The sequence below is a fragment of the Aeribacillus sp. FSL K6-8210 genome (assembly GCF_037963925.1).
Taxonomy (GTDB): domain Bacteria; phylum Bacillota; class Bacilli; order Bacillales; family Aeribacillaceae; genus Aeribacillus; species Aeribacillus composti.
Map to the genome: position 1 here is coordinate 1,893,392 of NZ_CP150172.1, position 16,208 is coordinate 1,909,599.

10 protein-coding genes and 2 pseudogenes are annotated in these 16,208 nt (G+C 41.2%); 9 read left to right on the forward strand and 3 right to left on the reverse strand.

Features of this window, described 5'->3' with window-relative positions; genetic code table 11:
* Window position 1: 1 nt before the first annotated feature.
* Window positions 2–1,768, reverse strand: coding sequence for an alpha-glycosidase (locus NSQ41_RS09095; RefSeq protein ID WP_339211490.1), 1,767 nt, complete (start codon window positions 1,766–1,768; stop codon window positions 2–4).
* A 256-nt stretch (window positions 1,769–2,024) separates the two neighbouring features.
* Here NSQ41_RS09095 and NSQ41_RS09100 point away from each other — a divergent pair, with 256 nt between their 5' ends.
* From NSQ41_RS09100 to NSQ41_RS09125, 6 genes are all read left to right on the forward strand, one after another.
* A complete protein-coding gene (locus tag NSQ41_RS09100) occupies window positions 2,025–3,299 on the forward strand; it encodes an extracellular solute-binding protein (protein ID WP_339211493.1) in 1,275 nt (424 codons plus the stop codon).
* Between the two features lie 64 nt (window positions 3,300–3,363).
* The gene (locus NSQ41_RS09105; RefSeq protein WP_339211495.1) at window positions 3,364–4,644 is read left to right on the forward strand and encodes a sugar ABC transporter permease; all 1,281 of its coding nucleotides are present in this window, start codon (window positions 3,364–3,366) and stop codon (window positions 4,642–4,644) included.
* Complete coding sequence (locus NSQ41_RS09110) at window positions 4,644–5,486, forward strand: sugar ABC transporter permease (protein ID WP_012749390.1); 843 nt, start codon at window positions 4,644–4,646, stop codon at window positions 5,484–5,486. Before NSQ41_RS09105 ends, NSQ41_RS09110 begins: the two co-directional genes overlap by 1 nt.
* A 103-nt stretch (window positions 5,487–5,589) precedes the next feature.
* On the forward strand, window positions 5,590–7,095 hold the full coding sequence (locus tag NSQ41_RS09115; protein ID WP_339211497.1) for an alpha-amylase family glycosyl hydrolase: 1,506 nt from the start codon (window positions 5,590–5,592) through the stop codon (window positions 7,093–7,095).
* A gap of 12 nt (window positions 7,096–7,107) precedes the next feature.
* The gene (locus NSQ41_RS09120; RefSeq protein ID WP_339211499.1) at window positions 7,108–9,471 is read left to right on the forward strand and encodes a glycoside hydrolase family 31 protein; all 2,364 of its coding nucleotides are present in this window, start codon (window positions 7,108–7,110) and stop codon (window positions 9,469–9,471) included.
* 22 nt (window positions 9,472–9,493) lie between these two features.
* Entirely contained in the window at window positions 9,494–10,519 is a 1,026-nt protein-coding gene (locus NSQ41_RS09125) for a LacI family DNA-binding transcriptional regulator (RefSeq protein WP_339211501.1), read from the forward strand.
* Window positions 10,520–10,691: 172 nt separating this feature from the next.
* Here the strand turns inward: NSQ41_RS09125 and gnd are convergent, their stop codons facing one another.
* Both gnd and zwf read right to left on the reverse strand, forming a co-directional pair.
* Window positions 10,692–11,594, reverse strand: coding sequence for a phosphogluconate dehydrogenase (NAD(+)-dependent, decarboxylating) (gnd, locus tag NSQ41_RS09130; RefSeq protein ID WP_181555732.1), 903 nt, complete (start codon window positions 11,592–11,594; stop codon window positions 10,692–10,694).
* Between the two features lie 103 nt (window positions 11,595–11,697).
* Window positions 11,698–13,154 (reverse strand): annotated as a pseudogene (gene zwf, locus NSQ41_RS09135) (glucose-6-phosphate dehydrogenase).
* A gap of 412 nt (window positions 13,155–13,566) precedes the next feature.
* Here zwf and NSQ41_RS09140 point away from each other — a divergent pair.
* The 3 genes and pseudogenes from NSQ41_RS09140 to NSQ41_RS09150 all read left to right on the forward strand — a co-directional run.
* Complete coding sequence (locus NSQ41_RS09140) at window positions 13,567–13,932, forward strand: winged helix-turn-helix transcriptional regulator (protein ID WP_339192796.1); 366 nt, start codon at window positions 13,567–13,569, stop codon at window positions 13,930–13,932.
* 429 nt (window positions 13,933–14,361) lie between these two features.
* On the forward strand, window positions 14,362–15,219 hold the full coding sequence (locus NSQ41_RS09145) for a carbon-nitrogen hydrolase family protein (RefSeq protein ID WP_339211503.1): 858 nt from the start codon (window positions 14,362–14,364) through the stop codon (window positions 15,217–15,219).
* Between the two features lie 22 nt (window positions 15,220–15,241).
* A pseudogene (locus NSQ41_RS09150) lies at window positions 15,242–16,137 on the forward strand (MBL fold metallo-hydrolase); the annotation flags it as partial.
* Window positions 16,138–16,208 lie beyond the last annotated feature (71 nt).

The following is a 16,208-nucleotide window of genomic DNA, read 5'->3' on the forward strand; positions in this document are numbered from 1 at the left end:
ATCAATTTTCTACTTGATAGAGGAGAAAACCGTATGGAGGAATGTTTGCACGCAATGTTTTTGCTTCTACAGCAAATTGCTCGTTTGTCCATAAGTTCGTTAGCCGTTTTCCTTTAAGAGACAATGGGACCGTGACTTCAATATTTTTGTTGTTATTGTTGATCATAACTAAAATCGTTTCGTGCTTGTATGTTTTCGTATATATTAAATGATTTGTTTCATTATTTGCATCAATAAATGTAATATTTCCTCGACTTCCAAGAGCAGGATGAGTCTTGCGAAGCGAAATGAGTTTTTTCACATGTTCTAATATATCGCGGTTTTGTTTACTTTCATCCCAAATCATACATTTGCGGCATCCTGGATCTTGCCCACCTGTCATACCAATTTCGTCACCATAGTATATGCATGGAGAACCGGTAAAAGAGAGTTGGAATAAAAATAGCAGTTTGACTTTTCGTACGTCATTGTTACATGTCGTTAAAATTCTTGGTGTATCGTGACTGCCAAGCAAGTTAAAAGCGACTTCATTGACGTTTGCTGGGTAAGAATGCAGAACGTTCATAATTATATTAGCAAATTGTTCAGCACGGATTTCGTCTTTGGCGAAAAAGCGGATAACGCCATTCGTAAATGGATAATTCATGACAGCATCAAATTGATCGCCTCGAAGCCATGGCATTGCATCGTGCCAAATTTCTCCGAGAATATAAACATCCGGTTTGATTGCTTTCACCGCTTGACGGAATTCTCGCCAAAATTGGTGGTCTACTTCGTTTGCTACATCTAATCGCCATCCATCGATATCAAACTCGCGAATCCAATATGTTGCTACATCTAATAAATACTGCTTTACCTCAGGATTTTCCGTATTTAACTTTGGCATTTGCTCAACAAATGCGAACGTATCATAGTTTGGTCTTGGGACTGTCCGTAACGGAAATTCGTGAATATGAAACCAATCCTTATATTTTGAATTATTACCATTTTTTAGTACATCTTGAAACGGTGCAAAATAGTAACCGCAATGATTAAATACTGCATCTAGCATCACTCTTATTCCTTTTTGATGGCAAAGATCAACAAGTTTTTTAAATGTTTGTTTATCTCCAAAATGTGGATCGATTTCAAAATAATCTATCGTATCATATTTATGATTAGATGGCGCATAGAAAATAGGAGTAAAATAAATGCCGTTAATACCGAGCTCAACAAGATAATCAAGGTGTTGTATAATCCCTTCAAAATCGCCGCCGAAAAAACTTGTTGGTGTCGGTTCTTCGCTTCCCCAAGGTAGCGTTCCCTCTGGATTCAAAGACGGATTTCCATTTGCAAAGCGCTCCGGGAAAATTTGATACCAAATCGTATCTTTTGCCCATTCGGGCGCATGAAATACATCGATTTTATTTAAAAAAGGAAAGCAAAAATAGTAAGCGGTATCATCTGTTGGTGCCTCGTTGTAAAAACCTTTTTCCGTATATACTATCGTTTCACTGCCTGCTGTTAATTCAAACCCGTAACGAAGGCGGCGGTATGGAGGAACAACTTCAATAAACCAGTAGTCAAACAAATCGTCTGACCCGCTTTTCACCATGGGAGCACGGTTCAGCTGCCAAACGCCGTTTACCCATTCATACGGATCAGCATAAAGAAGGTAAACGGTTTCGATATCATTTTTTTTAGTACGAAGGCGAATATGTAACATTTTTTCATTGTACGCATAAGCAAAGTTATCTTTTGGACGATGATAAATGGCTTCTTTCAACATTTTCTTTGCCACTCCTTTAACAAGAGCAATCGTTTGCACATAAATATGTTTTTGTACTTAAAGAGTAGGATAATTGAACAAAAAAGTCAAATTTTTATTGAAAAAAACTTGTCAAATAAAAAATAGACGATATAATGAAAGTGAGCGGTGCAATCGTTTTCATGGATAACTTACTCTTTTTTTGTAGTTTTGTGCAAACGATTTCCTAATACAAGCGATTGCGCTATAAGTGAATTAACTTTTAGGAGGGGGATATATGAAAAAAGTTGTTTCATTGTTTATGGTGATGATTCTTCTGATCGGCGTTTTGGCTGCGTGTGGTCCAAAGCGTGATACCGAACAAGTGAAAGAAAACAAAAAGGAAACTACAACAGAAAATGTAAAAAAACCAGAAAAATTAGTTGTTTGGGTAAATGATGAAGAAAAGCAAAAACAGGCATTAAGCGATATCTTTAAAAAATACACAGAGAAAACAGGAATCAAAATTGAAATGGTCGCTGTGAACATGCTTGATCAAGCGAAAAAAATAGCGCTGGACGGTCCGGCAGGAAAAGGTCCAGACGTGTTTTTCCAGCCGCATGACCGCATTGGTGACATTGTTCTCCAAGGTTTAGCTGATCCAGTTGATCTTGGCGATGCAAAAAGCGAATATAACAAAACAGCAATTGATGCGGTTACTTATGACGGTCAAACTTATGGTGTACCTTTTGTCGTGGAAACATACGGTCTATTCTACAACAAAGATTTAGTACCTGAAGCTCCGAAAACGATGGAAGATCTTATGAAAATCGCGAAAGAAAAAACAAATGCTGCAAAAGACCAATATGGTTTCTTGATGGAAGCAGCAAACTTCTATTTTGTCTATCCATTCTTTGCAGGGTATGGAGGCTACGTGTTCCATAACAAAGATGGCAAAGTGGACACAAGCGATATCGGGTTGGCAAATGATGGAGCTGTAAAAGGGGCCGAACTTGTTCAATCTTGGTTTAAAAATGGATACATTCCAAAAGAAATTAACGAAGATATTATGAACGGCTTATTTACAAAAGGAAATGTAGCGACGGTTATTAGTGGCCCATGGAACATTGCCACATATCGTGATGCGTTAGGGGATAAATTAGCGACTGCTCCACTTCCAGTATTAGAAAACGGCGAACATCCAAAATCGTTTGTCGGTGTGAAAACTTGGATGTTATCTGCTTATTCGAAGAACAAAGAATGGGCGACGGACTTTATGAAATTTGTGACTAACGAAGAAAATTCACTTCATTACTATGAAGTTGCGGGTGAAATGCCAGCAAATGAAAAAGCGTTAACAAATGAAAAAATTAAAAATAACCCATTAATTTCCGGATTTGCAGAGCAAATTCAATACGGAGAGCCAATGCCAAACGTACCGCAAATGTCACAAGTATGGGATCCAATGGGCAATGCGTTACAATTCATCGCAAAAGGTGATGATCCAAAAGCAGTATTAACGGAAGCAGTAAAAACGATTCAAGATAAAATCGCAGCAAGCGGTGGAAAATGACGTAATAATTTGGTGGATAGAGCTCTCTATCCACCATTCTTATCACGTATAGGGGGGATACAACATGCCTGAAAAAAGGGTGCGGCATAATCCGGTTGTTGCCGTTGTGTTATCGGTCCTTTTTGCTGGCTTAGGGCAATTATACAATCGGCGCTATGTCAAAGGGATTTTATTTATTATCATTGAAGCAGCTTTTTTGATGACGTTTTATAACTTTTTAAACATTGGATTATGGGGACTCATTACATTAGGGGAAATTCCGAAAGTCGATCATTCGATTTTCTTGTTAATTCAAGGTCTAGTTTCTGTCATTATCATCGCATTTGCGGCCGCTCTTTACTATTTTAATATTATGGACGCGCGGAAAGATGCGCTTCGCCTTCAACGTGGAGAACCGTTTCCGTCGCTGATCGAATCTTGCAAAAACGCTTGGGATAAAGGATTCCCATATGTATTTGTCACTCCTGGTCTTGTCATGCTGGTATTTATTGTCGTGCTACCTCTACTTTTTATGGTATCCCTAGCGTTTACTGATTATAACTTATATAATTCTCCACCGCGCCATTTGTTGCATTGGGTTGGGTTTGAAAACTTTAAAAACTTAGTATCCGTGCCAATTTGGCAAAATACATTTTTCAGCGTATTTTCTTGGACGATTGTGTGGACAATTGTCGCTACCACTTCGCAAATTGCGCTAGGATTATTTTTAGCCCTTTTAGTCAATGACCCGCGCATTAAATTTAAACGGTTCATTCGGACTGTATTAATTTTGCCGTGGGCGGTTCCAGCGTTCGTGACGATTCTCGTGTTTGCAGCGATGTTTAACGATAAATTCGGAGCGATTAACCGCGATATTTTAAGCGCATTTGGCGTGATGATTCCATGGATGAACGACCCGTTTTGGACAAAAGTCGCCTTAATTTTGATTCAAACATGGTTAGGCTTCCCGTTCGTATTTGCCTTATTTACTGGCGTGCTGCAAAGCATTTCCCGCGATTGGTACGAAGCGGCGGACATCGACGGAGCTTCTCGCTGGCAAAAGTTTCGCTCGATTACATTGCCGCATGTGCTCTATGCGACGGCTCCGCTATTGATTATGCAGTATGCCGGCAACTTTAATAACTTTAATATTATTTATTTATTCAACGATGGCGGTCCGGCAGTGCGTGGTCAAAATGCCGGAGGAACCGATATTTTAATTTCTTGGGTATATGATTTAACGTTTACGACAAACAACTACAATATGGCTGCAGCGATTTCCATTATTATCGGATTGATTGTGGGCGGCTTTGCTTTATACCAATTTAGACGTACACGTTCCTTTAAAGAGGAGGGGAACATTTAATGAGTCGAAAAACAAAATCACGAATCGAAGTCACGTTGATTTATTTATTTATTGCATTTATGTTTGTTATTATCGCATATCCGCTTCTTTGGACCATTAGCATGTCATTCAATCCGGGAACGAGCTTATATTCTGCATCGTTAATTCCAGAAAAGCCGTCTTTGGAACATTATAAATGGTTATTTACAAGCCCGCAGAGTGATTATTTGCTATGGTATAAAAATAGCTTATTCGTTGCATTTGCCAATTCTATTTTATCTGTCTTTTTTACAGCATTAATTGCTTATGCGTTTTCCCGCTACCAATTTGTTGGACGGAAAATGGGATTATATTTATTTCTTGTGCTACAAATGTTTCCGTCATTGATGGCGATGGTCGCACTTTATATTTTACTAAATATGCTTGGGCTTTTAGACTCTCTATGGGGACTTATTCTCATTTATGTCGGTGGGCAAATTCCGTTTAACGCCTGGCTTGTTAAAGGGTATTTTGACACGATTCCACGTGAGCTTGATGAGGCGGCACGCATTGATGGTGCAGGACATTTGGCTGTGTTTTTCCGAATTATGCTTCCACTTGCGAAACCGATTTTAGCGGTTGTGGCGCTGTTCAATTTTATGGCACCGTTTACGGATTTCTTATTGCCATCAATCGTTTTACGCGATCCAGAAAAATATACGCTTGCAGTCGGATTGTTTAACTTTATTAGCGACCGATTTGCCAATAACTTTACTCGTTTTGCCGCTGGTTCTATTTTAATTGCTGCGCCGATTGCCATCGTATTCTTATTCTTGCAACGTTATTTAATTTCTGGCTTAACAGCAGGTGGAACAAAAGGGTAATAACCGTTATGATAGAATTGGTATTACCCCTTTCCGATGAGTCAAACGATACTAGAGATAAAGGGGGGAAGCGGAAATAGGGAATCGAGTATTCGCTTTATTTATGCTTCCGTTTCTTCTTTTTTGTGCGGTTCCGGTACAAGCTGCTGAAAAAGAAGAACGGACATGGCAAGATGAGGCAATTTATTTTATTATGGTCGACCGCTTTAACAACATGGATCCGACGAATGACCAAGACGTTAATGTCAATGATCCAAAAGGATATCACGGCGGTGATTTAAAAGGAGTGACCGCCAAACTAGACTACATTAAAGATATGGGATTTACGGCGATTTGGCTGACACCGATTTTTAAAAATGAACCGGGCGGCTATCATGGGTATTGGATTCAAGACTTTTACAAAGTCGATCCGCATTTTGGCACGATGGAAGATTTAAAAACGTTAGTGAAAGAAGCGCATAAACGCAACATGAAGGTGATTCTGGATTTTGTCGCCAACCATACCGGCTACCACCATCCATGGCTGAACGACCCAGCGAAGAAAGATTGGTTTCATGAGAAAAACGACATTTTTAACTGGGATGACCAACAACAAGTGGAAAACGGCTGGGTGTTCGGACTGCCTGATTTAGCGCAAGAAAATCCACAAGTAAAGCGCTATTTAATCAATATGGCCAAATGGTGGATTAAAGAAACGGACATTGACGGTTATCGCCTTGATACAGTCAAACACGTCCCGAAATCGTTTTGGCAAGAGTTTGCCAAAGAAGTGAAATCGGTGAAAAAAGACTTTTTCCTGCTTGGAGAAGTATGGAATGATGACCCGCGTTATATTGCCGACTATGGAAAATACGGCATCGACGGGTTTGTCGATTATCCGCTTTACAACGAAATCACGAAAGTGTTCAGCAAGCGCGATCAATCGTTGCGGCCGCTTTACGACGTATGGGAGTATGACAAAACATTTTACGATCGCCCGTATTTGCTTGGAACATTTTTAGACAATCATGATACGGTACGTTTTACAAGACTTGCGATAGAAAATAAGCAAAATCCAATAACGAGAATTAAGCTCGGTTTAACGTATTTGTTCTCTGCACCGGGCATTCCGATTATGTATTATGGAACAGAAATTGCAATGGACGGCGGGAACGATCCGGATAATCGTCGCTTAATGAATTTCCGTACTGACAAGGAAATCATTGATTATATTAAAAAATTAGGGGAACTGCGCCAACAGCTACCATCGCTACGGCGCGGCGATTTTACATTGTTATATGAAAAAAACGGTATGGCTGTCTTTAAGCGGACGTATAAAGACGAAACAGCGGTCATTGCCATTAACAATACCGGAAAAACACGAAAGGTTCATTTGACAAACAATCAACTTGCCCCGGGAAAAGAACTACGCGGACTGCTGGCAGGAGATTTAGTCCGAAGCGATCGCGACGGATATGATCTCATTTTAAATCGCGAGACAGCGGAAATTTATGTGCTTGCGAAAAAGACGGGGCTCAATATTCCATTTATTGCAACGTTAATTGCCATTTATGTGCTATTTGGGTTGTTTTTATATTATGTAAAGAAAAGGTCAAAACAGACAATCTAGGAGGGAAAAAAGATGCTCGAGGATACAAGCTTCGCCATTCAGCCGGAACAAGATGACAAAACGCAAGAAACGCACCGGATCGACATCGGGAATATGCATACATTTTCTCATACGGAACACGTATTTTCATTCCATTGCGACACAGGAATCGTCAAAATTCGATTTTACCGTGAAGATATTGTCCGTATCGCCTTCAACCCTTTTGGCGAAACAAGTTTGTCCACAAGTGTCGCTGTCGTAAAAGAGCCGGAAAAAGTAGATGCCTCCGTACATGAAACCGAGGAAGAGGTGACGTTAACATCGGCAAAACTGACGGTTGTTTTGCAAAAACGACCGTTTCGCGCCCGCATTTACGACAATCATGGACGACTGCTTGTTGCGGAAGGAAAAAAGGGGATGGCGTTTACCTACCAAGGAGAAGTATGCTGTTTTAAAATGATGGATGAAGCTGACCATTTTTACGGATTTGGTGAAAAAACAGGGTTCCTCGATAAGCGTGGCGAAACAATGACGATGTGGAATACGGATGTGTATGCGCCACACAATCCGGAAACGGACCCGTTATACCAATCCCATCCGTATTTTATGACGGTGCGAAATGGAAGTGCGCATGGCATTTTCTTTGACAATACGTACAAAACAACATTTGATTTTCAAACAGCGACCGATGAGTATTGTTTTTCCGCAGAAGGAGGGGCCATTGATTATTACGTTTTTGCTGGTCCAACGCCAAAGGACGTGTTAGAACAATATACGGATCTTACCGGCCGAATGCCGCTTCCGCCAAAATGGGCACTCGGGTATCATCAATCCCGCTATAGCTATGAAACCGAACAAGAAGTAAGAGAGATCGCACAAACGTTTATCGAAAAAGACATTCCGCTTGATGTCATTTATTTAGATATTCATTACATGAATGGCTATCGCGTGTTTACGTTTGACCGTAACCGTTTTCCGAATCTGAAGCAGCTCATTGCCGATTTAAAACAAAAAGGAATTCGTGTTGTTCCGATTGTCGACCCCGGAGTGAAAGAAGACCCAGAATACGTCATTTACCAGGAAGGCATTCGCCATGATTATTTTTGCAAATATATCGAAGGAAACGTTTATTTTGGAGAAGTCTGGCCGGGCAAGAGCGCGTTTCCGGATTTTACAAATAAAAAGGTGCGAAAATGGTGGGGAGAAAAGCACCAATTTTATACGGATTTAGGCATTGAAGGCATTTGGAACGACATGAACGAACCATCCGTTTTTAACGAAACGAAAACGATGGACGTCAAAGTGATACACGACAACGACGGCGATCCGAAAACGCATCGCGAGCTTCATAACGTGTATGGCTTTATGATGGGAGAAGCAACGTATAAAGGAATGAAAAAATTATTAAACGGAAAGCGCCCGTTCTTATTAACACGCGCTGGCTTTTCCGGCATTCAGCGCTATGCCGCGGTATGGACGGGGGATAATCGCAGCTTCTGGGAACACTTGCAAATGTCACTGCCGATGTGTATGAACTTAGGATTATCTGGAGTTGCGTTTTGCGGTCCGGATGTTGGCGGTTTTGCCCATAACACGAATGGAGAGCTGTTGACGCGATGGATGCAAGTAGGGGCGTTTACGCCATATTTTCGCAATCATTGCGCGATTGGGTTCCGCCGTCAAGAACCGTGGGCGTTTGGGGAAAAATATGAGCGCATCATAAAAAAATATATTCGATTGCGCTATCAGTGGCTTCCACATTTATATACATTGTTTGCGGAGGCACATGAAACAGGGGCACCTGTCATGAGACCATTGTTTTTCGAGTACCCGGATGATGAAAACACGTATAATCTGTATGACGAATTTCTCGTTGGTGCCAATGTATTAATTGCGCCGATCATGACGCCGAGCACGACCCGTCGCGTCGCTTATTTCCCGAAAGGAAACTGGGTGGATTATTGGACAGGCGAAGTGCTAGAAGGCGGCCAATACCATTTAATTTCTGCGGATTTAGAGACATTGCCAATTTTCATTAAACAAGGATCGGCTATTGCCTTAGGTGACGTTAAGCGTTCGACAGAAATGCCGGACGAACATCGGACTGTTCATATTTATAAGGCCAATGGTGGCAAAGCGACGTATGTACTGTATGATGATGATGGACAAACGTTCTCTTACGAAAAGGGAGATTATTTACGCATGTATATTGAGGTCGAATATGGCGAAAATTCCGTGCATATCGTAACGAAAAGCGAAGGAACGTATCAACCAAGTTGGAAGCTCTCTTTTGCAATTCATCACGCGACGGAACAGACGAAAGTCACGATCGATGGAAACGAACAAAATGCGATATTTGATCCTCATCAGCGTATCCTACTCATCCAAAGTGAATGAGCATCGAATGGGGGAGTAAATGATGAACGTTACGATAAAAGATGTTGCAAAACGAGCAAACGTGGCTCCCTCCACGGTTTCCCGCGTTATTGCCGACAGTCCGCGAATTAGTGAGAAGACGAAGCGAAAAGTGCGACAGGCAATGAAAGAACTTGGCTATCATCCGAATTTTATTGCGCGCAGTTTGGCCAATCAAGCAACACAGGTGATCGGCATTGTCATGCCAAGCGCAGCGGAACAGGCGCTGCAAAACCCGTTCTTTCCAGAAGTCATCCGCGGCATCAGCAAAGTAGCACATGAAAAAAAATACGCTTTGCAAATGTCCACAGGCGAAAAAGAAAAAGAAATTTACGAAGGGGTTGTGGACATGCTTCAAGGCCGCCGCGTCGACGGAGTGATTTTATTATATTCGCGCATCAATGATAGACTGATGAAATATTTGCAAAAACATCAATTCCCATTTGTCGTCATCGGGAAGCCGCATCAAAAGGAAGAACAAATCACCCATGTCGATAATGACAATTACCGGGCGGGCAAAGAAGCGACGGAGCATTTGATCGCGCGCGGCCATGAACGAATCGCTTTTGTCGGCGGCAATAAGCAATATTTAGTGACTGTCGACCGATTGCATGGTTACGAGGAGGCTTTGAGAGAAGCGGGCCTTCCTTATCGCGAAGACTATATCATGCACGAAGAATTTTTGCAGGAAGGCGGCCAAGAAGCGATGAAAGAGCTGCTTTCGCTCGCTGAGCCGCCGACAGCGCTCGTCGTTGCCGATGATTTAATGGCCTTAGGCGTGCTGAAGACATTGGATGAAATGGGACTGCGCGTTCCCGATGACATTTCGATCGTCAGCTTCAACAACACGCTGCTGGCGGAAATGTCACGCCCGCCGTTAACCTCGGTCGACATTCATATCTTCCAACTCGGCTACGAAGCAACGAAAAACTTAATCGAAAAAATCGCTAACCCGAACGAACCGATTAAGCGCATTATTATCCCGCATCGGCTTGTCAGACGGTTTTCGTGCGATTATTATCGGAAATAAAAAGCTGGCACAAACGGTCACCCTACACGTGATCGTTTAGAGTCAGCTTTTTCAAATTGAGAAGTTCATTTATCATGAATGGATAGTTGTATTTCTCTGATCGAAAATAGAGGAGTTTTATGCTGTTTCCTTAAAAGTTTTTTCTGGAGATGCTTCAAATGATTATAACGGCTTATTCCTCCTCATTTTTTTCTACAGCATGTCCACCAAATTCGTTGCGTAAAGCGGCTACCACTTTGCCTGTAAATGTATCGGTTTCTAATGAACGATACCGCATCAATAAAGACATAGCGATGACAGGAGTAGCGGTTTGTAGATCTAAAGCCGTTTCGACTGTCCATTTTCCTTCACCGGAAGAATGCATAATCCCTTTGATTTCCTCTAATTTTGCATCCTTAGAAAAGGCGCGTTCTGTTAATTCCATGAGCCATGAACGAATAACAGAACCGTGATTCCACACTCTTGCCACTTTTTCGTAGTCATAATCGAATTCACTTTTCTCCAATATTTCGAATCCTTCACCAATGGCCGCCATCATCCCGTATTCAATCCCATTGTGGACCATTTTTAAGAAGTGGCCGCTACCTGCTTTTCCTGTATATAAATACCCATTTTCCACAGCGGTATCTCGGAAAAGAGGCTCGACAACGTTCCAAGCTTCAGAATCCCCTCCAACCATGTAACACGCTCCGTTACGAGCACCTTCCACTCCACCAGAGGTTCCGGCATCCATAAAGTGAATTCCAATCTCCTTTAGTTCGTTATAACGACGAATCGATTCCTTATAGTGAGAATTGCCGCCATCAATGACAATGTCTCCTTTGCTTAAAAATGGTGTAATTTCGCCAATTACCGAATCAACCACTGTGTGTGGAACCATGATCCAAATAATTCTTGGTTTTTCTAATGATAGAGCGAGCTCCTCTAAATTAGATACGCCTTTGGCTCCATATTTTTTTATTTCTTCAACCGCATTTGCATTTACATCGAACGCTACTACTTCGTGCTTATGGTCGATGAGATTTTTACCTAAGTTGAATCCCATTTTTCCTAAACCGATTAACCCGATTTTCATGTTAATGACCTCCTAAAAACGTCTTTAATCTTATAAGGTAAGGAAAATTTGTTGTTAAATGTGGCTTCTATTTCTTATATTGACAACCTATAGTCATGCTTAACTACCACCAATGAAATCCGGCCTCCTCCAATAATTGATGAGAAGCTTCTGGTCCCATCGAACCTGCAAGATATGAGTGAAGAGGAAGGAGATTCTCCTCAAATGCATCCAAAATGGGTTGAACCCACTTCCAAGATAGTTCAACTTCGTTCCAATGAGCAAAGAAAGTCGAATCACCGCATAAAGAGTCGAAAATCAAGAGCTCATAGGCTTCGGGTACATCTTTCTGATTAGTCGTAAAGTGCATATGGACGGGTTCAATCCTTCCATCGTTTAATACATTTTTATTATTTAATTGCAATGAAACTCCTTCGTTCGGATTGATTTGAATCACTAAAAGATTAGGAGCTGTTTTCTCATTTTTCGGTAAATACCATTCCTTTAATGGATTTTGAATTCAATCACAATACGTGTGGACTTTTCCTTCATTCTTTTACCTGTGCGGATATAGAATGGTACCCCTCTCCAAACCTCATCATCAATCCACAAACGAGCCGCAACAAACGTATCCGTTGTTGAAGAAGCAGTTATTCCGGGTTCTTCTTTATATCCGACAACTGGTTTTCCATCGATTTCTCCAGGACCATATTGACCGCGAACAACGTGTAAACTTACTTCTTCTTTCTGTATTGGCCGAAGAGATTCCATGATTTTTCTTTTCTCATTCCGGATGTCTTTTGCGCTGATCCGTTTTGGAAGGTGCATAGCGGTCATCATCAACAATTGTAACATATGATTTTGAACCATATCGCGAATGGCCCCTGCCTGGTCATAATAACCTGCTCTTTCTTCAACTCCAACCGTTTCGCTAGCTGTAATTTGTACATTGGCTATATACTGATTGTTCCAGATTGCTTGAAATACAGAGTTGGCAAATTTTATAGCTTCCAAGTTCTGGACCATCGGCTTCCCAAGGTAATGATCTACTCGATAAATTTCGTCTTCTTCAAAAGCTTGACTTAACTTTTTATTTAAATCTTGCGCTGATTTTACATCGTGACCAAACGGTTTTTCGATAATCAGGCGTTTCCAACCTTTGGCGGATCCTAGTCCACTTTCCTTGATGTTTGCTGCAATCACCTCAAAAAATTCCGGCGCAACAGATAAATAAAACATGCGGTTTTCAGGAATATTCAATTCTTTTTCACGTCGTTGAACCATTTCAAGCAACTTTTTATACCCTTGGGCATTCGTTACATCTAAAGAAGTATAACGAAACGCATGGAGAAACTCTTCCATTTTGGAACGGTCATTTGTCAAACGTCTAGAAAATGTTCTTAATGAATTTTCCACATATGCTTGAAATTCAACATCGGATAATTCTCTTTTGCTCACCCCAATAACGGAAAACGACTGAGGCATTTTTTGGTCGAGAAATAAATTATATAATGCAGGGAAAATTTTTCGTTTAGCTAAATCACCTGTTGCCCCAAACAAGACAAAGGTCATCGAATCCAATGTTATCCCCCCTGTCTTTTTGAAACATTTTTCAAAAAGAATAAAGCTGATAGAGCAGATGTAACAAGGTTTACTACATTGCAAGAATTGGTATTTTTGTGAACAGGAAGAAGGTCTTGTTCTTGTATTTTTTCGTTCATGAAAGTTCAACAAAGACGAGGGCAGCTTTTGTTCCTTCCAGCGTTTTTAAAACATCGAGAGCATTCTCTCCGAAATAAATATCGCGCGGAATAGTAAAACGATTCATGCTGCTCCCTCCAGTGCTCGTAATTGGTTTACAGATGCTAGTATAATGCGTATAAAATTTATTGAGAAGTACGCACTTTATACATTTATTTGACAGTATGTGTTTTATTATTATAAAGTGAAAATGAGTATACCATGGGCTGTAATAAACATGGGAGGTGAAACGATGGGACACGTTTGCGGCAAGACGTATAACTGTGAAAAAGAATTAACACTCTCTGTTATAGGCGGTAAATGGAAAATGCTTATTTTATGGCATCTAGGAAAAGGGGGAAAGAAGCGGTTTAGTGAACTAAAAGCTCTCATGCCGGGGATCACCCAAAGAATGCTTGTTAACCAGTTGCGAGAGCTGGAGGAAGATCAAATTGTTCATCGCGAAGTCTATCCTGTTGTTCCACCAAAAGTAGAATATTCACTGACCGAGCATGGAAAAAGTCTGATGCCAATTCTTGATGCTATGTATGAATGGGGCAGAAACTATATGGAGACTGTTGTCAAAGGTCAAGTAAAAATCAATGAGGCCGCCAAGTAGAAAAAACTTTCCTCCTTTAAAGCTTCGAAAACTCCCTGCTCGTACTCCTTAATATACTTTTATAGGCAGGCAATTTTCATAGAAAATGCACACTTATCGATATAGAGATGAAGAAAGCAATAAGTTTATATTAGACGTTAAAAAACCAGCGGACAACCATCTTTATGAAAGATCCACTGTCCGTTGGTTTTTTTGTATGTATGTGGTTGCAGATCACAAAGCATCGCCTCTATCATCAGATCCCTCATCGTTTCTACAGACTTCTTTTTTATTCTCCTTTTTTTCGTTTATCCTCTTTTAGTATACTTTTCCACACTATGTAACACAAAAGTGTGTACTTGTTAAATTGAATGATGTGTCTAATAATATCAGTATCGCCACTGACTGGGGCGAAACGTTACTAGATGGATAACAAGAGAGGGGGAGACTATGAAACTGAGAGTTTCAGCAGTTCAATATCATCTTCATACCATCCAATCGTTTGAGGAATTTGCCAAACAAGTAGAACATTATATTAAAACAGCCGAAGAGTTTGGGGCGGATTTTGTCTTGTTTCCGGAATTTTTCACCACCCAGCTAATGTCTATTGGCAACCAGCAAGGGCAACCTTTGACCATTCAAGATCTTCCTGATTTTACAGAACAATATCGGTCTTTATTTATTAATTTGGCTAAGCAAACAAAGATGCATATTATTGGAGGAACCCATGTCATCCGTAAAGGCGGACGATTATACAACGTTGCTTATTTATTCTATCCAGACGGAAGAGTTGCCGAACAGCCAAAGCTTCATATCACTCCGACGGAAGTAAAGGAATGGAATATGTCTCCTGGAGAAAGCTTGCAGGTGTTCGAAACAGACAAGGGAACCATTGCGATGTTGACTTGCTATGACATCGAATTTCCAGAAATCGTTCGAATGGCAAAGGCGAAAGGGGCTGATGTCATTTTCTGCCCTTCATGCACCGATGATCGTCACGGATTTTATCGTGTTCGTTACACCAGCCATGCGAGAGCAATCGAAAATCAAGTTTATGTCGTCACCACTGGTACGGTAGGTTCCCTTCCTACGGTTGATTTCATGAGGGCAAATTTTGGGCAAGCGGCGGTGATTACACCGAACGATATCCCATTTCCTCCGCGCGGCATCTTGGTAGAAGGAGAAATCAATCATGATATGATTGTAACCGCTGATCTCGATTTAGAGCTGTTATATCAGGTTCGCGAAAGCGGTTCTGTCACCACGTGGCGTGATCGACGCACGGATCTTTATCCGGATTGGAAATAAAATGTGACTAGCTGCTCTATAAGGATCATCGCTATTTGTTGCCGAACAGCTTGAACAAGAAGGTTTTTCACATGTTTATTCCATTGAAGGCGGTATGAAAGCGTGGAGCGAGCATTTACAACCGGTCAAAATCGCTGAGCTGAAAAACGGCGGTGCGATTTATCAATTTGTCCGTCTCGGGAAAGGCTGCCTGTCCTATTTGATCGAATCAAACGGAGAAGGTGCGCTTATTGATACAAATCGCATGACGGATGTATACGTTGAGTTTGCGAAGGAACGCGAGATTTCTATTAAATATGTCATTGATACCCATTTGCACGCAGACCATATTTCCGGCGGCCGCAAGTTAGCTGAACAATTGGGAGCGACGTACTATTTGCCTCCAAAAGATGCGACAGAAGTGACCTTTTCCTATGCATCGATTCAAGATGAGGACCGCATTCAGGTCGGTCATGCAGTGATCGAAGCTGTTTACTCACCGGGACATACAATTGGCAGCACTTCGTTTATTATAGATGACCAATATTTACTAACGGGAGATGTTTTATTTATCGATTCGATCGGTCGTCCGGATTTGGCTGGAAAAGCGCAGGATTGGGTGGGGATTTGCGCAAGACATTATATGAGCGCTATAAACAATTAGCAGATGACCTGTTGGTTTTGCCTGCACATTTTATGGTACCGGGTGAAATGAATGACGATGGTAGTGTTGGTACTACATTAGGTATGTTGTACGCAAAAAATCATGGTCTCAATATCGCGAGCGAAGAAGAGTTTCGAAAAACGGTGACGGAAAACTTGCCTCCGCAACCGAATGTTTATCAGGAAATTCGGCAAACAAATATGGGAAAGCTTCATCCAGATGAAGAGCAGCAACGCGAGATGGAAATCGGTCCAAACCGTTGGGCAGTCCGGTAATGATTAAAAAAAGGAGACTTGAGTCATTCATGCCGAGTCTCCTTTTTCTCCCTCCGCAAATATTTTTTAAA